This window comes from Streptomyces sp. NPDC127119, assembly GCF_042677425.1.
In the GTDB taxonomy this organism is placed as follows: Bacteria; Actinomycetota; Actinomycetes; order Streptomycetales; family Streptomycetaceae; genus Streptomyces.
Genome location: NZ_JBHXTO010000108.1, coordinates 13,118 through 31,741 on the forward strand (window position 1 = coordinate 13,118; position 18,624 = coordinate 31,741).

Sequence of the window (18,624 nt, forward strand, 5' to 3'; positions counted from 1 at the left end):
CTTTCCAGCCTAACGTGCCTGTGGGTGCGCCCTGTCCGGCCGTCCGTGCACGCCACTGGACGGGCCGTGGCGGGCCGTCGTGCGTCTGCGGGCTCATCGTTGGCTGGTCGCGCAGTTCCCCGCGCCCCTTCGGGGTGCCCTGGAGGGCGCCCCGAAAAGGTCGTCGACTAGATCGTCGTCCCGTTTCTGATCGCCTCCCACGCCTCCGGCAGAGCGGTCTCCACCGACTCGGCGACGCGTTCCTCGTGGCCGTACAGGACCCCGTACGTGAAGGCGTTCTCGGCTGCCGCGTGGGCCTGGGTCGCCAGGTCCCGCAGGGCCAGCCTCGCCATCACGCTGTCCTGGTGTTCGCCGAGCAGGCCCTGGAGGGACTTCATGTCGCTCACCAGGCTCTTCGCGGGCTTTCCGAGGACGGGGGCGGCGAGTTCGGCCGCGTAACGCGTGCGCTTGGTCTTCTTGCGGGCCTCGTGGATCGCGAGGTCGCGGCCCTCCCCCGGCGGCAGGTCGACGGCCTGCCCGACCAGGCCGGACAGCTTGTCGAAGTCCTTGCGCACGGCCTTCGTGACCGCCTTGCCCGTGGTGTCCGCGGCGGCCCCCCGCAGCGGCGGGGTGGCGAGCAGCGCGTCGAGGGAGACGAGGAGGTTCAGATAGCGGCCGCCGTCGAGGACCGCGATCAGGCGGCGCCGGGAGCCGGACCGGCGGGCGTGCGCCCAGGTGCGCAGCCGGCCGCGGACGGGCCCGGCGAGCAGGGCGCGCGGCAGGGCGCCGAGGGCGGTCGTCAGCCGCTCGGTCAGGACCTCCTGGTCGCGGTCGACGCCCAGTTCCCCCGCCAGCCACTTCAGTTCGTCGCGGATCGGGTCGGTGACGCCCCGGTCCAGGACGTTGCCGTACGAGCGGAACGTGCTGCGGAGCCTGCGGGTGGCGACCCGCATGCTGTGCACGGCGTCGAAGACGTCCCGGCGGACGGCGGGGTCCAGTTCGACGATCGCGTCGCGCTGGGCACGGACGTACGCGAGGACGTGGTCGCCGGCGGTGACGGGTGCCGCCGCCACGACGGGTTCCTTGCGCGCCTTGCGGCCGGTCTCCCCCAGCGCCCTGACCAGCTTGGACGCCGACGTGGAGCGGGAGACGCCGGCCTTGCGCAGTTTCTTCTCGACCTTGTCCAGGAAGGCGGGGTCGCCGTCGTCCGCCAGCTCGACCTCGATCTCGGTCCACCGGGCGGTGCCGTCGCCGCCGCTGAGCCGTTCGGCCCGTACGCGGTCGACGCTGACCTCGGCGAGCAGGCCCCCGGACTCGTCGACGAGGTGGCGGACCTCCCGGGCGGACAGCAGCCGTACGACGGGGACGAGTTCGGCGTCGCGCACCCGGGAGCGGACGAGTCCGGCGAGGGCGCGGGGCAGGGTGTCGGACAGCGGGGCGTGGATCTCGTCCCGTACGCCGTCGGAGACGGGGAGTTTCAGGTGCCAGCCCGCGTCGTCGCCGCCGGTGCGGCGGCGCAGGGTGAGGGACGCGGCGGCGAGGCGTTGGTCAGCCGTGTCGTAGTAGGTGGCGTCGAGTTCGGCGACGCCCTTGTCGATGACGGCCGAGACACCCGGCACCCGCGTCAGATCCGGCAGATCCGACAGTCCGGCATTCTCATCGGCTTCGTACTTACGCTCGATCTCACGCTTGGTGTCCGCCATGACCTGAATTTAGTTGCAGCACCCCGTTCCCCGTAAGGGCTGGCCCCGTAAGGGGCGCGGGGAACTGCGCGGCCGGCCACGACGAACCGGCACCCGAAAATCCACCGCCCCCTCGGGGCAACGCCAAAACCAATGGAACGGCTACGCCGACATGGGCCGCTGCACCCTGATCGACTGCAGCAACCCCACCGCCACCCACACGGCGAACATCGACGACCCTCCGTACGAGACGAAGGGCAACGGCAGCCCCGCCACCGGCATGATCCCGAGCGTCATCCCGACGTTCTCGAACGCCTGGAACGCGAACCACGCGATGATCCCCGCGGCCACGATCGTCCCGTACAGCTCCGTCGTCTCGCGGGCGATCCGGCAGGCCCGCCACAGCACGACGCCCAGCAGGACCAGGATGAGCCCGGCCCCGACGAAGCCCAGTTCCTCGCCCGCGACCGTGAAGACGAAGTCGGTCTGCTGCTCGGGCACGAACTGCCCGGTGGTCTGCGAGCCCTTGCCGAGCCCCGTGCCGAACAGCCCGCCGGAGCCGATCGCGATGCGCGCCTGGTTGGTGTTGTAGCCGACGCCCGCCGGGTCCAGCGCGGGGTTGGCGAACGCGGCGAAGCGGGCGATCTGGTAGTCGTCGAGGATCTTGAGCTGCCAGACCGCGATCGCCCCGAGCGCACCGGCGCCGATGAGGCCGAAGATCCAGCGGTTGGAGGCGCCGGACGCGAGCAGCACCCCGAGCACGATGATCACCATGACCATGACCGAACCGAGGTCGGGCATGAGCAGGACGATCAGTATCGGGACGAGGGCCAGGCCGAGCGCCTGGACGACCGTGCGGTGGTCGGGGTGCGGTTTGTCGCCCGCGTCGACCCGGGCCGCGAGCAGCATCGCCATGCCCAGGATGATCGTGATCTTCACGAACTCGGAGGGCTGGAGCGAGAAGCCGCCGCCGATGACGATCCACGCGTGCGCGCCGTTGATGGTCGCGCCGAGCGGCGTCAGCACCAGCAGGACCAGCAGGAGCGAGAGCCCGTAGAGGACCGGTACGGCCGTGCGCAGGGTGCGGTGGCCGAGCCAGACCGTGCCGATCATCAGGGCGAACCCGATGCCCGTGTTGAGCAGGTGCCGGAACAGGAAGTAGTACGGGTCGCCCTGGTTCAGCTCGGTGCGGTTGCGGGTCGCCGAGTAGACGAGGGCCGCGCCGATGAAGGAGAGCGCGATGGCCGCGAACAGTATCGGCCAGTCGAGCCTGCGGGCCAGCGAGTCACGGGCGAACACCCGGGTCCAGCTGGCTCGCTCCGGCCCGTATCCGGAGACGGAGAAACCGTTCCCGCCGGTCATACGAGCGACCTCCGCCTCTTCTTCGAGCGGCGCGCGGAGCGCCTGCGGGTGTCCCGGTTGGTACCGGTGTTCTGGTTCGGCACGGTGGCGGCCGGGTTGTCGCCCGCCACCTGCTGCTGCCCTTCCCCGGTGGCCTGCTCCTCCGCCTTCGGCGGGTAGACCTCGGCCTTCGGGGAGTCGATCGACCCGTCCTTCTCGACCTTCGGCAGGTTCTTCTGCGGCTGGTAGAGCAGGGCCTTCTTCTTGTCGATCTTGCCTTCCTCGGAGACCCCGTACAGCGCGTTGTAGATCTTGCGCACGGCGGGGCCCGAGGCACCGGAACCCGTACCACCCTGGGAGATGGTCATGATGACCGTGTAGTCCTTGGTGTACGTGGCGAACCACGAGGTCGTCTGCTTGCCGTAGACCTCGGCCGTACCCGTCTTGGCGTGCATCGGGATCTCGTCCTGCGGCCAGCCGCCGAACCGCCAGGCGGCCGTACCGCGGGTCGCGACTCCCGCGAGGGCACCGTCTATCTCGTCGCGGGTCTTCTTCGTCATCGGCAGCTTGCCGTGCGACTTGGGCTCGATCTCCTGGACGGTCTTGCCGTCCGGGCTGACGATCGCCTTGCCGACGGTCGGGTTGTACAGCGTGCCGCCGTTGGAGATGGCTCCGTAGATCGCCGCCATCTGTATCGGCGTGACGAGGGTGTCGCCCTGGCCGATCGAGTAGTTGACGGAGTCACCGGCGCGCATCCGGTTGCCTTCGAGACAGTTCTCGTACGCGATCTGCTGCGCGTACGAGCCGCCCTTCTTGCCGTACTTGCACCAGGCGTCCTTGTTGGCCTTCCAGTAGTCCGACTTCCACTTGCGGTCGGGGACGCGGCCGGTGACCTCGTTCGGCAGGTCGATGCCGGTCTCCTGGCCGAGGCCGAACTGGTGGGCCGTCTTGTAGAACCAGTCCTTGGCGTTCTTCTTCGGCTTGATGCCGCCGTCCTTCTTCCACTCCTCGTGGGACAGGCTGTAGAAGACGGTGTCGCAGGACACCTCCAGGGCGCGGCCGAGGCTGATCGGGCCGTACCCCTTGGACTCGAAGTTCTTGAAGACCTGACCGCCGATGGAGTACGAGGCGCCGCACTGGTAGGGGCCGTCGAAGGAGTAGCCGGCGTTTATGGCGGCGGCCGTCGGGACGACCTTGAAGATCGAGCCTGGCGCCGACTGGCCCTGGATCGCGCGGTTCAGGAGCGGATAGTTGGATGCCTTGCCGGTGAGCTGCGTGTAGTCCTTGCCGGAGATCCCGCCGACCCAGGCGTTCGGGTCGTAGGACGGGTTGGACGCCATGGACACGACCCGGCCGGTCTTGGCCTCCATGACGACGACCGCCCCGGAGTCGGCCTTGTAGTTCTCACCGGTGTTCTTGTCGAACTCCGTACGGGCGACCTTCATCGCCTCGTTCAGCTCGTACTCGGCGACGCGCTGGACGCGGGAGTCGATGCTGGTGACGACGTTCGCGCCGGGCTGGGCCTCGTCGCTCTTGGCCTGGCCGATGACCCGGCCGAGGTTGTCGACCTCGTAGCGGGTGACGCCGGCCTTGCCGCGCAGCTGCTTGTCGTACTGGCGCTCCAGGCCGGAGCGGCCGACCTGGTCGGAGCGCAGATACGGCGAGTCGGTGTCCTCGGCCTTGGTGATCTCCTCGTCGGTGACGGGCGAGAGGTAGCCGAGGACCTGGGCGGTGTTGGCCTTGCCGGGGGCGGCGTAGCGGCGTACGGCCTGCGGCTCCGCGGTGATGCCGGGGAAGTCCTCGGCGCGCTCGCGGATCTGCAGGGCCTGCTTGGGCGTGGCCTCGTCGGTGATGGGGATCGGCTGGTAGGGCGAGCCGTTCCAGCACGGCTGGGGCGTCTTCGCGTCGCACAGCCGGACCTTGTCCCGTACGTCCGCGGCCTTCAGACCGAGGACGTCCGCGAGCTTGGCGAGGACGGCGTCTCCGTCGTCCTTCATCTTCAGCAGGTCGGTGCGGGACGCGGAGACCACGAGCCGGGTCTCGTTGTCGGCGATCGGCACGCCCCGGGCGTCCAGGATCGAGCCACGCACGGCGGGGCTGACGACCTGCTGGACGTGGTTGCCCGACGCCTCCTTGGCGTACTCGTCGCCGTTGCGGATCTGGAGGTACCAGAGGCGTCCGCCGAGGGTGCCCAGGAGGGACAGGACGAGGATCTGGATGACGATGAGCCGGATCTGGACCCGCGGGGTCCGGCCGGTCTCGGGAATGTTGGTCACAGTCGCTTGACCCCCTTGATACGTCCCGCCCGGGCCATCCGTGCCTTGGCGGCCTTCGCTCTCAGTCCGCCGCGCTGGCTGCCGATGCGCAGGCCGGTGCCGGAGCTGATCCAGCCCGCGGCCACGTCGGTCGACTTGCCGGACCCGCCGGCGTCGGCGAGCGGATCGTTCTCGGCGCGGCGGGCCAGGGCCATGATGCCGGGGACCACGAACGGCGCGAGCAGCAGGTCGTACAGGGCGGCCGTGAACAGCAGGCCGCCGAGGCCCACATGGCGGGCGGCGGTGTCGCCGACGAGGGCGCCCACTCCCGCGTACAGGAGGGTGGAGCCGATCGAGGCGGCCACCACGACGGCCATCGGGCCGGTGGCGGACTTGAGCTGGCCGTTGTCGGGCTTGGCGAGTCCGGCGAGGTAGCCGATCACGCACAGCACCAGGGCGTAGCGGCCGGCGGCGTGGTCGGCGGGCGGGGCCAGGTCGGCGAGCAGGCCCGCGCCGAATCCGACGAGGGCGCCTCCGACGTGACCGTAGACGAGGGCGAGGCCGAGGACGGTGAGCAGCAGCAGGTCCGGTACGGCACCCGGCAGGTGCAGCCGGGCCAGGACGCTGACCTGGATCACCAGGGCGACGATCACCAGTGTGGCGGAGAGCAGCATTCGGTTGAAGCGCATGAAGAAGTCAGCTCCTACTGCTCTTGCTGCAGGCCGTCGGCGGGCGCGTTCGCAGAGGGCGTGACCGTCACGGTCACGGTCGGCGTGGGCGTTGGCTTGGGTTTGGCGGGCAGCACCTCGTCGCGCGGGTCCTTGCGCGGGGCCTGGACGACGACACCGACGATGTCGAGCTTGGAGAAGGAGACGAACGGCGTGACGTAGATCGTGCGGGTCAGGTCGCCGCCGGACGGGTCCACGCGGGAGACCAGGCCGACGGGTACGCCGGGTACGAACGGCTTGTCGGCCTGGGAGCCGAAGGTGACCAGCCGGTCGCCCTTCTTGATCTTGGCCTTGCCGTTGAGCAGCTCCACGCGCAGCGGGCGGTCGCCCTGTCCCGAGGCGAAGCCGAGTTCGTCGGTGGACTCCATGCGTGTGCCGACCGTGAAGTCGGGGTCGTTGGCGAGCAGCACCGTGGCGGTGCCGGGGCCGACCGTGGTGACGCGTCCGACCAGTCCGTCGCCGTTCAGGACGGTCATGTCGCGCTTGATGCCGTCGTTCGCGCCGACGTCGATGGTGACGGTCCAGGAGAAGCCCTGGGCCGCTCCTATGGCGATGACCTCGGCACCCTTGATGCCGTACTGCCCGGCGCCCGCCGTCTTGAGCATCTTGTCGAGTTGCGCGCTGCGGCTGCGGTTGCGGTCGTCGCTGCCCAGCTTCGCCTTCAACTCGGCGTTGGCGCGCTCCAGTTGCGTGACACGGTCGTGTCGGTCACCGGAGTCCTTCACTGCCTGGATCGCGTTGCCGACAGGGTCGACCGCGGTCGACACCCCGTCCTCGATCGGGCCGAAGACCGTGGCGGCGCCACGGCGGGCACCGTCGACCGGGGAGTCCTCACCCCCGCGGATGTCCACCGTGATCAAGGCGAACGCGATGGCGATCAGCAGCACCAGGAGCAGCCGGCTCTCTCGTGTGTCCCTCACGTGCGACGGCCGTGCCTTCCTCGTCGGAATTCATGTATGGCTCACTCAACAGGTTCCCGAAGGTCCTGACGAACTCCGGGAACCCCGAAGGAACCCCGGAGCAGCCGGTCGAGCACCAGATCGGCGCCCGATCGGGCGGAACCCGCGGTGTTATGGGGGAGCTTATGCCTCAATATCAACGATCCGCCGTACGAGAAGGGATCATCTCGTACGGCGGAATCGAAGAGTTACGTCATCTGCGCGGCTGGGCGTCCAGCACCTGCTGGAGCGCCTCGAACTCCTCCACGCACTTGCCTGCGCCGAGCGCCACGCTGTCCAGCGGGTCCTCGGCGATGTGGATCGGCATGCCCGTCTCGCGCCGCAGCCGCTCGTCGAGGCCGCGCAGCAGGGCGCCGCCGCCGGTGAGCACGATCCCGCGGTCCATGACGTCGCCGGACAGCTCCGGCGGGCACTTGTCGAGGGTGGTCTTGACGGCGTCGACGATCGAGTTGACCGGCTCCTCGATCGCCTTGCGGACTTCGGCCGCCGAGATCACGACGGTCTTCGGAAGGCCGGAGACCAGGTCCCGGCCGCGGATTTCGGTGTGTTCGTCATTGTCGAGGTCGTACGCGGAACCGATCGTGATCTTGATCTGTTCGGCCGTCCGCTCACCGAGGAGGAGCGAGTACTCCTTCTTGATGTGCTGGATGATCGCGTTGTCCAGCTCGTCGCCGGCCACCCGGATGGACTGTGCCGTGACGATTCCGCCGAGCGAGATGACCGCGACCTCGGTGGTGCCGCCGCCGATGTCCACCACCATGTTGCCCGTGGCCTCGTGGACCGGCAGGCCGGAACCGATGGCCGCGGCCATGGGCTCCTCGATGATGTGCACCTGCCGGGCGCCGGCCTGGGACGACGCCTCGATGACGGCACGGCGCTCGACGCCCGTGATGCCTGAGGGCACGCAGACGACGACGCGAGGACGGGCGAGGTAGCGCCGCTTGTGGATCTTCAGGATGAAGTAGCGGAGCATGCGCTCGGTGATCTCGAAGTCGGCGATGACACCGTCCTTCAGCGGGCGCACGGCAACGATGTTGCCCGGCGTCCGCCCGATCATCTTCTTCGCTTCCGCGCCGACCGCGAGGATGCCACCGGTGTTGGTGTTGATCGCGACGACGGACGGCTCGTTGAGTACGATCCCGCGACCCCTGACGTACACCAGCGTGTTGGCGGTCCCGAGGTCGACAGCCATGTCACGGCCGATGAACGACATTGAGTTCCCCATCAGGATTCGTCTGGCCTTCCCAAGTGGAGCTTTTGATGGCTTTTCAGGATGGCGAGGGTGAGCGCTGTGACGTGAAGGCTTCCATCGTAGTCTCGCCTGCACGGACACTGCGCGAGGGTCTTCGCCATTGTCAGCAGATGACGCGCCGCCTCGCTTGTGGAGACGGGCCATCGGGGGAACGCGTTCCCCCGATCGGCACGCATATGCCCGCAGACGGCCCTCATTGTGCGTCCCATTGTGGGCGGGCCGCAGGTCAGACGCTACCTGCCTGACAAAGCTTCAGGGGATTTTCGCTTCACAAGATTTTCACCGCGGCCCGGGCCGCCTCCGGGCGAGGCGGCCCCTGCCGGTGGGACGGTTACGCCAGACCGGGGAAGAAGATCTTCAGCTCGCGCTCGGAGGACTCCTCGGAGTCGGAGGCGTGGATCAGGTTCTCGCGGACGATCACACCGAAGTCACCGCGGATGGAGCCGGGCGCGGCGGCGATCGGGTCGGTCGGACCCGCGAGCGCCCGTACGCCCTCGATGACCCGCTCGCCCTCGACGACCAGCGCCACGACCGGGCCGGACGCCATGAAGGTGACCAGCGGCTCGTAGAAGGGCTTGCCCTTGTGCTCGCCGTAGTGCTGCTCCAGCGTCTCCTGGTCCAGGGTGCGCAGCTCCAGCGCGGTGATCTGCCAGCCGGCCTTGCGCTCGATACGGCTGATGATCTCGCCGGTCAGGCCGCGACGGACCGCGTCGGGCTTGAGAAGGACGAGGGTGCGCTGGCTCACGGTGGTGGCTCCTTCAGGGTCACAGATACAAGACCCCGAGGCTACAGCCCACACCCTTGGAGCCTCCGCCCCCGCCCCCGTACTGGGCCTCCGCCCCCGGCCTGGTGCGCGGGCTCGGCCCCCGGCCCGTGCGCGCTGACGCGCTTGTCCTCAAACGCCGGACGGGCTGAAAAGAAAGCCAGGGGCGCGGCCCCGCCTTTCAGGGGCGCGGGGAACTGCGCGACCAGCCCCCACCGGCCCGCAGCCGACAAACGCACCCCGGGAGGGCGCAGCCCTCTTCAGGGGCGCGGAGAACTGCGCGAACGGCCCCCACCGGACCCGCACCCGCACCCGCACCCGCAGCGATGAAGCCAGTCCGGCGCCTGAGGACCAAGGGGGCCCGGGGGAACCCCGAGGAAAGGACGGAACCCCGAACTACCCACCAGCCGCCGCCTGCGCGGCAAACCGCGCCTTCGCCTCCTCCACCTTCCGCCCGAAGTGCACCGACGCCCACCACAGCGCGGCGAAAACCGCTCCGAGGAAGAACATCACCGGCACCACGAACCCGCTCGCGATCAGCAGCACCTGCAGCCCCCAGCCCAGCTGCACACCCCCCGGCCGCGTGATCATCCCGCACAGGAGCACGCACAGCACCATCGCGACCCCGCACACCGTCCAGACCGTGGTCATGGACAGATCGGGATCCTTCATCGCCACGAGCCCGGCGAACCCGATCACGAAGAACTCACCGATCAGCGTCGAAGCACAGAGCGTCCGCACGACTCAGCCCCTTCCGAGCAGCAGCCGGGCCTCGCCGACCGTGATGACGGAACCGGTCACGAGGACGCCGCCGCCCGCGTACTCGGCCTCTTCCTCGGCCAGCGTGATCGCGGCCTCCAGCGCGTCGTCCAGCCGGGGCTCGACCTGCACGCGGTCGTCCCCGAACACCTCGACGGCGATACCCGCCAGCTCGTCCGCGTCCATCGCGCGGTGGCTGGAGTTCTGCGTCACGACGACCTCGGTGAAGATCGACTCGAAGGCTTCGAGCAGCCCCCGTACGTTTTTGTCGCCGCTCGCCCCGACGACTCCGATCAGCCGGCTGAAGTCGAAGACCTCCTGGACCGCCTCGGCGGTGGCGCGGGCGCCCGCCGGGTTGTGCGCGGCGTCCAGTACGACGGTCGGCGACTTGCGGACGACCTCAAGACGGCCCGGCGAGGTGACCGACGCGAAGGCCTTGCGGACGGTGTCGATGTCGAGCGCCTCGGGCCGCTGGGACCCGACGCCGAAGAACGCTTCCACGGCGGCCAGCGCCACGGCCGCGTTGTGCGCCTGGTACGCCCCGTGCAACGGGATGTACACCGCTTCGTACTCCCCGCCGAGACCGCGCAGCGTCAGCAGTTGCCCGCCGACCGCGACCTGCCGGCTGATCACACCGAACTCGAGCCCCTCACGGGCCACGGTGGCGTCGACCTCGACGGCCTTCTTGAGCAGCACCTGCGCCGCGTCGACGGGCTGCTGGGCCAGGATGACCGTCGCGCCCTGCTTGACGATCCCGGCCTTCTCCTTGGCGATCTCCCCCGGGGTGTTCCCGAGCCGGTCCGTGTGGTCCAGGTCGATGGGGGTCACCACGGCGACATCCCCGTCGATCACGTTGGTGGCGTCCCAGCTGCCGCCCATCCCGACCTCCACGACGGCCACGTCGACGGGCGCGTCCGCGAAGGCCGCGTACGCCATGCCCGTGAGCACCTCGAAGAAGGAGAGACGGAACTCCTGCGCCGCGTCGACCATCTCGACGTACGGCTTGATGTCGTCGTACGTCTCCACGAACCGCTCGGCCGGGATCGCCGCCCCGTCCAGGCTGATCCGCTCGGTGATCGACTGGACGTGCGGCGAGGTGTACCGGCCGGTGCGCAGTTCGAAGGCGCCGAGCAGGGCCTCGATCATGCGGGCGGTGGACGTCTTGCCGTTGGTCCCCGTGATGTGGATCGAGGGGTACGCGCGCTGCGGCTCCCCCAGTACGTCCATGAGCGCGGAGATCCGGTCCACGGACGGCTCCAGCTTGGTCTCGCCCCACCGCGTGGCCAGCTCGGTCTCGACCTGGCGCAGCGCCTTGTCGGCCTCCGGGTCGTCCGGGCGCGCGGGAATGTCGGACTGCGGCGCCGGGCCCTGCGTACGCAGAGTGCGGCTGCCGGCCTCGATCACGGCGAGGTCGGGATCGCGCTCCGTCTCGGCCTCGACGATCGCATCGAACGGATCGGACCCACTGCTGTCCTGCGGAAGCTCACTCACACCCCCAGTCTACGGAGCCCGAGCCCCGGCCTTTCAGGGGCGCGGGGAACTGCGCGACCAGCCCCCACCGGCCCGCAGCCGACAAACGCACCCCGGGAGGGCGCAGCCCTCTTCAGGGGCGCGGGGAACTGCGCGAACGGCCCCCACCGGCCCGCGGCCGAAGACGAACGCACGAGGGCCCCGGAACCATCAAGGTCCCGGGGCCCTCAAGAACGGCTACGCCTGCGGCAACGCGTCCAGCTGAGCCGAAAGCCGCAAGATGTCCTCGTCGGCCTTCGCAAGCCGCCCCCGGATCTTGTCGACCACCTGATCCGGAGCCTTGGCGAGGAACGCCTCGTTACCGAGCTTGGCGTTCGCCGCGACCTTCTCCTTCTCCGCGGCGGCCAGATCCTTGGCGAGCCGCTTCCGCTCGGCCCCCACATCGATCGTCCCGGACAGGTCGAGCGCGACGGACGCCCCGGCGACCGGCAGCGTCGCCGTCGCGGAGAACGCGTCCCCCTCCGGCTGCAGCCGCAGCAACTGCCGGATGGCCGCCTCGTGCGGGGCGAACGCGGTCCCGTCGAGGCTCAGCCGCGCCGGCACCCGCTGCCCCGGCTGCAGCCCCTGGTCGGCACGGAAGCGGCGCACCTCCGTGATGACCTGCTGCAGCGCCTCGATCTCCCGCTCCGCACCCGCGTCGCGGAAACCGCTGTCCGCGGGCCAGTCGGCGATCACGACGGACTCACCGCCCGTGAGGGTGGTCCACAGCGTCTCCGTGACGAACGGCACGACCGGGTGCAGCAGCCGCAGCGTGACGTCCAGGACCTCACCGAGGACCCGCTTGCTGACGTCGGCCGCGGGCCCGCCCGCCATGAACGTCGTCTTCGACAGCTCGACGTACCAGTCGAAGACCTCGTCCCACGCGAAGTGGTACAGCGCGTCGGAGAGCTTCGCGAACTGGAAGTCCTCGTAGTACGCGTCGACTTCCGCGACGGTCTCGTTGAGGCGGGACAGGATCCACCGGTCCGTCGCCGACATCGCGGACGCGTCCGGCAGCGGCCCCTCGACCGTCGCGCCGTTCATCAGCGCGAACCGCGTCGCGTTCCAGATCTTGTTGGCGAAGTTACGGGCCGCCTGGACCCAGTCCTCGCCGATCGGCACGTCCGTACCGGGGTTGGCGCCCTTGGCCAGCGTGAAGCGGACGGCGTCCGAGCCGTACTTGTCCATCCAGTCGAGCGGGTCGACGACGTTGCCGAACGACTTCGACATCTTCTTGCCGCGCTCGTCACGGACCAGTCCGGTCAGCGCGATGGTCTTGAAGGGGACCTCGCCGTCCATCGCGTACAGACCGAACATCATCATCCGGGCGACCCAGAAGAAGATGATGTCGTGGCCCGTGAGCAGGACGTCGGTCGGATAGAACTTCTTGAGGTCCGGGGTCTGTTCGGGCCAGCCGAGCGTGGAGAACGGCCACAGGCCGGACGAGAACCAGGTGTCGAGGACGTCGGTGTCCTGCTTCCAGCCCTCGGCCTCCGTGCCGGGCGGCTGCTCGTCGGGGCCGACGCAGACCGTCTCGCCGTTCGGGCCGTACCAGATGGGGATGCGGTGGCCCCACCACAGCTGGCGCGAGATGTTCCAGTCGTTGAGGTTGTCGACCCAGTCGAAGTACCGCTTCGACATGTCCTCGGGGTGGATCTTCACCCGGCCGTCGCGGACCGCGTCACCGGCGGCCTGTGCGAGTGGGCCGACCTTGACCCACCACTGCAGGGACTGCCGGGGCTCGATCGTGGTCCGGCAGCGCGAGCAGTGCCCGACGCTGTGGACGTACGGACGCTTCTCGGCGACGATCCGGCCCTGCGAGCGCAGCGCGCCGACGATGGCGGAGCGCGCCTCGTAGCGGTCGAGGCCCTGGAAGGGGCCGTGGACGGTGATGACCGCCCGCTCGTCCATGACCGTGATCGACTCCAGGCCGTGGCGCCGGCCGATGGCGAAGTCGTTCGGGTCGTGGGCGGGGGTGACCTTGACGGCACCCGTGCCGAACTCGGGGTCGACGTGGCTGTCCGCGACGACCGGGATGGTGCGGTCGGTCAGCGGCAGCTTGATGCGCTTGCCGACGAGGTGGCGGTAGCGCTCGTCGTCGGGGTGCACGGCGACGGCGGTGTCACCGAGCATGGTCTCGGCGCGCGTGGTGGCGACGACGAGGGTCTCGTCGCCCTCGCCGTACGTGATGGAGACGAGCTCGCCGTCGTCCTCCTGGTACTCCACCTCGATGTCGGAGATGGCCGTCAGGCAGCGGGGACACCAGTTGATGATCCGCTCGGCGCGGTAGATCAGCTCGTCGTCGTACAGCTTCTTGAAGATGGTCTGGACGGCCTTGGACAGGCCCTCGTCCATGGTGAACCGCTCGCGGTCCCAGTCGACGCCGTCCCCGAGCCGGCGCATCTGGCCGAGGATCTTGCCGCCGTACTCCTCTTTCCACTGCCAGACGCGCTCGACGAACTCCTCGCGCCCGAGGTCCTGCCGGGACTTGCCCTCCTCGGCGAGCTGCTGCTCGACCTTGTTCTGGGTGGCGATACCGGCGTGGTCCATGCCGGGCAGCCACAGCGCCTCGTACCCCTGCATGCGCTTGCGGCGGGTCAGGGCGTCCATGAGCGTGTGCTGGAAGGCATGCCCCAGGTGCAGGGACCCGGTGACGTTCGGCGGCGGAATGACGATGGTGTACGGCGGCTTGTCGCTGTTCGCGTCGGCGCCGAAGTAACCCCGTTCGACCCAGCGCTCGTACAGCTTCCCCTCTACCTCGGCCGGCGCGTACTGGGTCGGCAGTTCGGGGGCGTTGGCTGATGGCTGCTGCTGAGCGTTGTCGGTCACTCATCCAGTTTAGAGGTGTCACAGCCTCGCTCCGAAACCCGATTACTTGGTAACGGTGCGGCCCCCGCCGCTCCGGCGCCCCTCGGCTTGGGTGAGGATGTTCGGAACACATAAGTATCTGGAGGGGAACCCAGAATGAGCTACAACCAGCCGGGCCCGTACGGCGGGCAGCCGCAGCAGCCCGGACCGTACGGTCAGCCGGGTCCTTACGGCCAGCAGCCGCAGGCCCCCCAGCCCGGTTACGGCTACCCGCAGCAGGCTCCCCCGCCGCAGCCCGGCTACGGGTACCCCCAGCAGGCCCCTCCCGGCGTCCCGCCGCAGCAGCCCGGCTACGGCCAGCAGCCGCCGTACGGCGCCCCGGTGCCCCCGCCCCCCGGCGGAGGCAAGAAGAAGACGGGCCTGATCGTCGGCTCGGTGGCGGTCGTGGCGGCGATCGCGGTGGGCGCGTACTTCATCATCGGCGGCAGCGGCGGCGGCTCCGCGGACGTCGCGGACGACGGCCCCCACAAGCTGACGACTCCGGCGACGTTGCTCACCGAGTACAAGAAGAGCGAGGGCGCCGGGGACGGTATGTCCAAGTCCGACCTGAAGGACGCCGAGTCCTGGGGTGTCAAGAACCCCAAGGACGTCAGCGCCTCCTACCAGTCGGGCGACAAGGACAACCCGCTGGCCGGCAAGCTGCTCAGCTTCGGCGGGGTGTACGGGGACATCGACGACCCGGAGAAGGCGGTGGACGAGTTCTTCGCCGTCATGGAGAAGGACGCCAAGGACGAGGACGTCACCTTCGTCGGCAGCTCGAAGGCCTACGAGCCCAGCTCGCTGGAGGGCGCCGTCCTGAAGTGCCAGCAGGCGAAGATCGACAACTCCGGCGGCAGCACGGGCGAGCCGAAGGAGATGAACGTGACGTACTGCGCCTGGGCGGACCACAGCACGCTCGGCTTCGTACTTCCCATCGAGTTCTCCGACGCCGCGGCGGGCAAGAGCTCGGACCCGGCGGAGGTGGCCGAGACCACCGCCAAGGTGCGCAAGGAGGTCCGCGTCAAGGTGTGAGCGACGCGAGACGCACAACGGCGAAGGGCCCCGGTCGGTGACCGGGGCCCTTCGCCGTAACTCGCGTCCGTACGGGCCCGCTTACGCAGTCTTCTGCTCGCCCGGGCCCCGGCCGCGCGCGTCGCGCGGGATGAGGGTCGGGTTGACGTTCGAGCGGACGACCTCCGAGGTGATGACGACCCGGGCCACGTCCTTGCGGGACGGGACCTCGTACATCACTGCCTGGAGGACCTCTTCCATGATGGCGCGCAGGCCGCGCGCGCCGGTCTGGCGGAGGATGGCCTGGTCCGCGATGGCTTCGAGGGCCTCGCGCTCGAAGTCCAGCTCCACGCCGTCGAGTTCGAACAGGCGCTGGTACTGCTTCACCAGTGCGTTGCGCGGCTCCACCAGGATCTGGAGGAGGGCCTCGCGGTCGAGGTTGTGGACCGACGTGATGACCGGGAGGCGGCCGATGAACTCGGGGATCATCCCGAACTTCACCAGGTCCTCGGGCATGACGTCCTCGAAGCGGTCCTTCGCCTCGAGTTCCTTCTTGGAGCGGATCGTCGCGCCGAAGCCGATGCCCTTGGCACCGGCGCGGGACTCGACGAGCTTCTCCAGGCCCGCGAAGGCGCCGCCGACGATGAACAGGACGTTCGTCGTGTCGATCTGGATGAACTCCTGGTGCGGGTGCTTGCGTCCGCCCTGCGGAGGAACGGAGGCCGTGGTGCCCTCCAGGATCTTGAGCAGGGCCTGCTGCACGCCCTCGCCCGACACATCCCGCGTGATCGACGGGTTCTCGCTCTTACGAGCCACCTTGTCGATCTCGTCGATGTAGATGATGCCGGTCTCGGCCTTCTTGACGTCGTAGTCCGCTGCCTGGATCAGCTTCAGCAGGATGTTCTCGACGTCCTCGCCGACATACCCCGCCTCCGTGAGCGCCGTCGCGTCCGCGATGGCGAACGGGACGTTCAGCATGCGGGCCAGCGTCTGGGCGAGCAGTGTCTTGCCCGAGCCCGTGGGGCCGAGCAGGAGGATGTTGGACTTCGCCAACTCGATGGCGTCCTCGCGGTTCTGACCCGCGCTGTTCTCGCCGGCCTGGACGCGCTTGTAGTGGTTGTACACCGCGACCGAGAGGGCCTTCTTGGCGGACTCCTGGCCTACGACGTAACCCTCGAGGAACTCGTAGATCTCGCGAGGTTTGGGAAGTTCCTCCCAGCGCACCTCGCTCGTCTCCGCGAGCTCTTCCTCGATGATCTCGTTGCAGAGATCGATGCACTCGTCGCAGATGTACACACCAGGGCCTGCGATGAGCTTCTTGACCTGCTTCTGGCTCTTGCCACAGAACGAGCACTTGAGCAGATCGCCGCCGTCACCGATGCGTGCCACGGTGTGCTTCCCCTTCGCCTGGGAGACGCCTAGGTCCAGCGGCTCCTGGTGCTGCCTTATGTCCGACGGTACCTTGCCGAGCCCCTCGTTCGGGCCCCCCTTGGCGCGGTTCACTTTGTCGTGAACCGCGTCAAGGAGCGGCAGACGATACAGCGATGCGTCACGCGACCGCGGCGTTGTTCATCTTCCGGGTCGAGATGATCTGGTCGATCAGGCCGTAGGCGAGGGCGTCCTCGGCCGTGAGGATCTTGTCGCGCTCGATGTCCTCGCGGATCTTCTCGATCGGCGTCGTCGAGTGCTTGGCCAGCATGTCTTCCAGCTGGCCCCGCATCCGGAGGATCTCGTTGGCGGCGATCTCAAGGTCCGACACCTGGCCGCGGCCGGTCTCGCTGTAGGGCTGGTGGATCAGCACACGCGCGTTCGGAAGTGCCATGCGCTTGCCCGGCGTACCGGCCGCCAGGAGGATCGCGGCGGCGGAGGCGGCCTGACCCATGCAAACAGTCTGGACGTCCGGCTTCACGAACTGCATCGTGTCGTAGATCGCGGTGAGCGCCGTGAAGGAGCCACCGGGACTGTTGATGTAGACCGAGATGTCACGGTCGGGGTCCATCGACTCCAGGCACAGCAGCTGCGCCATGACGTCGTTGGCGGAGGCGTCGTCGATCTGCACGCCGAGGAAGATGACGCGCTCCTCGAACAGCTTCGCGTACGGGTCGTACTCACGCACGCCCTGCGAGGTGCGCTCGACGAAGCGCGGGATGACGTAGCGGGACTCCGCGCGAGGACCCGTGTACTCGGCCTGCGCGCGGTGGAGTCCGCTGCCGGGGAAGTCGTTCACTGTGTCTCCTGAAGAGCCTGATAAGGGCTGAGGCGGTCGGCTGGGGTCTCGGAGCGGCTGGCACCGGCCTTGCGCCGGCGCCCGGTCGGCGCGGAGCCGTCCTAGGCCGCCCCGGTACCGCCGCCGCCCGGCATTCCGGCAGCGGTGGGCATGATGTCGTCGATGAGGCCGTACTCCTTGGCCTCGATCGGGTCGAACCAGCGGTCCCGGTCCGAGTCGCGGGTGACCTGCTCCACCGTCTGGCCGGTGTGGAACGAGGTCAGCTCCGCCATCCGCTTCTTGGTGTGCAGCAGCCGCTCGGCGTGGATCTTGATGTCCGACGCGGAACCGGCGAGACCGGCCGAGGGCTGGTGGATCAGGATCTCCGCGTTCGGCAGCGCGAAGCGCTTGCCCGGAGTGCCCGCGCTCAGCAGGAACTGGCCCATGGAGGCCGCCATGCCCATCGCGATCGTCACCACGTCGTTCTTGATGTACTGCATGGTGTCGTAGATCGCCATGCCGGCGGTGATCGAGCCGCCGGGGCTGTTGATGTAGAGGTAGATGTCCTTCTCCGGGTCGGAGGCAAGGAGCAGCAACTGTGCGGTGATCTTGTTGGCGATGTCGTCGTCGACCGCCTGGCCGAGGAAGATGATCCGCTCGCCGAGCAGCCGGTTGTAGACCTGGTCGCCGAGGCCACCACCGATGGGGTCGCCGGCGGCTGTGGGCATCAGATTCGTCACGTATCCACCTGCTCGTCTTACGACGGCGCCGGGCCGTCTACACGTCTTCTGCTGGGGGCGTGGGACCCCGTGTGCGTGCCGTGTCGGACGGCTCCGGGGACTCCCCTGCCCTCGTACTCATGGACCCTAACGCGCGGGTCCCTCCGGGGAATCCCGCAGAAGGAACTGTTCGCTGTGAGCGCATGCGCTCCGCCGGGTCGAGCAGGGAATTCACCGGCCCCGGCCCCCTCGCGGGCAGCCGCGCGAGCAACCCACCGGGGACCGCACCCGCCCCATGCCCCTCGGGAGCCACACGCGACTGCGGCCCCGGAGGGGCGCTTCAGGGGCGCGGGGAACGGCGCGAGCAACCCACCACAAGCCGCACCCGCCCACCTCCCTCAGGAGGCAGACGCGACTGCGGGCCCGGAGGGGCCCTTTAGGGGCGCGGGGAACGGCGCGGGTGACCCCCACAGGCCGCACCCGCCCGCGTCCCTCAGGAGGCGGACGCGAGTGCGGGCCTGGAGGGGGCTGATCGCGGCGTTCCCCCCGCCCCCCAAAGGCCCCGCCCGGGGCGCGGGGTACGGCGCGGGTCACCCCCCCAAGCCGCACCCGCC

14 protein-coding genes are annotated in these 18,624 nt (G+C 69.1%); 1 reads left to right on the top strand and 13 read right to left on the bottom strand.

Features of this window, described 5'->3' with window-relative positions; translation table 11 throughout:
• Positions 1-167: 167 nt before the first annotated feature.
• The 10 genes from ACFVH5_RS32660 to ACFVH5_RS32705 form a co-directional block, all read right to left on the bottom strand.
• Positions 168-1,682, bottom strand: coding sequence for a CHAD domain-containing protein (locus ACFVH5_RS32660; protein ID WP_385837334.1), 1,515 nt, complete (start codon positions 1,680-1,682; stop codon positions 168-170).
• Positions 1,683-1,823: 141 nt separating this feature from the next.
• Positions 1,824-3,023: a rod shape-determining protein RodA gene (gene rodA, locus ACFVH5_RS32665; protein WP_384809203.1), complete on the bottom strand. Its 1,200-nt coding sequence runs from the start codon at positions 3,021-3,023 to the stop codon at positions 1,824-1,826.
• Positions 3,020-5,278 (bottom strand): penicillin-binding protein 2, encoded by a 2,259-nt coding sequence (gene mrdA, locus ACFVH5_RS32670; protein ID WP_385837335.1) that lies wholly within the window; start codon positions 5,276-5,278, stop codon positions 3,020-3,022. Before mrdA ends, rodA begins: the two co-directional genes overlap by 4 nt.
• Positions 5,275-5,946, bottom strand: coding sequence for a rod shape-determining protein MreD (gene mreD / locus ACFVH5_RS32675; RefSeq protein ID WP_385837336.1), 672 nt, complete (start codon positions 5,944-5,946; stop codon positions 5,275-5,277). The genes mrdA and mreD overlap by 4 nt, the downstream gene beginning before the upstream one ends.
• Positions 5,947-5,960: 14 nt before the next feature.
• A complete protein-coding gene (mreC, locus tag ACFVH5_RS32680) occupies positions 5,961-6,905 on the bottom strand; it encodes a rod shape-determining protein MreC (RefSeq protein ID WP_385837337.1) in 945 nt (314 codons plus the stop codon).
• A 232-nt stretch (positions 6,906-7,137) separates the two neighbouring features.
• Positions 7,138-8,157 carry a rod shape-determining protein gene (locus ACFVH5_RS32685; protein WP_107016277.1) on the bottom strand — a complete coding sequence of 340 codons (1,020 nt, stop codon included), beginning with the start codon at positions 8,155-8,157 and terminating at the stop codon, positions 7,138-7,140.
• Positions 8,158-8,527: 370 nt separating this feature from the next.
• Complete coding sequence (gene ndk, locus ACFVH5_RS32690; RefSeq protein ID WP_107016276.1) at positions 8,528-8,941, bottom strand: nucleoside-diphosphate kinase; 414 nt, start codon at positions 8,939-8,941, stop codon at positions 8,528-8,530.
• A 414-nt stretch (positions 8,942-9,355) separates the two neighbouring features.
• Positions 9,356-9,700 carry a DUF4233 domain-containing protein gene (locus ACFVH5_RS32695; protein ID WP_385837338.1) on the bottom strand — a complete coding sequence of 115 codons (345 nt, stop codon included), beginning with the start codon at positions 9,698-9,700 and terminating at the stop codon, positions 9,356-9,358.
• Positions 9,701-9,703: 3 nt separating this feature from the next.
• Complete coding sequence (locus ACFVH5_RS32700) at positions 9,704-11,209, bottom strand: bifunctional folylpolyglutamate synthase/dihydrofolate synthase (RefSeq protein ID WP_385837339.1); 1,506 nt, start codon at positions 11,207-11,209, stop codon at positions 9,704-9,706.
• Positions 11,210-11,425: 216 nt separating this feature from the next.
• Entirely contained in the window at positions 11,426-14,056 is a 2,631-nt protein-coding gene (locus ACFVH5_RS32705; protein ID WP_385837340.1) for a valine--tRNA ligase, read from the bottom strand.
• A 135-nt stretch (positions 14,057-14,191) separates the two neighbouring features.
• Here ACFVH5_RS32705 and ACFVH5_RS32710 point away from each other — a divergent pair, with 135 nt between their 5' ends.
• Positions 14,192-15,106, top strand: coding sequence for a hypothetical protein (locus ACFVH5_RS32710; protein WP_385837341.1), 915 nt, complete (start codon positions 14,192-14,194; stop codon positions 15,104-15,106).
• 81 nt (positions 15,107-15,187) lie between these two features.
• Here ACFVH5_RS32710 and clpX read toward each other — a convergent pair whose 3' ends face one another.
• The 3 genes from clpX to ACFVH5_RS32725 form a co-directional block, all read right to left on the bottom strand.
• Complete coding sequence (gene clpX / locus ACFVH5_RS32715; RefSeq protein ID WP_189777442.1) at positions 15,188-16,474, bottom strand: ATP-dependent Clp protease ATP-binding subunit ClpX; 1,287 nt, start codon at positions 16,472-16,474, stop codon at positions 15,188-15,190.
• Between the two features lie 160 nt (positions 16,475-16,634).
• On the bottom strand, positions 16,635-17,312 hold the full coding sequence (locus ACFVH5_RS32720; RefSeq protein ID WP_385837342.1) for an ATP-dependent Clp protease proteolytic subunit: 678 nt from the start codon (positions 17,310-17,312) through the stop codon (positions 16,635-16,637).
• 101 nt (positions 17,313-17,413) lie between these two features.
• Positions 17,414-18,019 (bottom strand): ATP-dependent Clp protease proteolytic subunit, encoded by a 606-nt coding sequence (locus ACFVH5_RS32725; protein WP_107016456.1) that lies wholly within the window; start codon positions 18,017-18,019, stop codon positions 17,414-17,416.
• Positions 18,020-18,624: the final 605 nt, after the last annotated feature.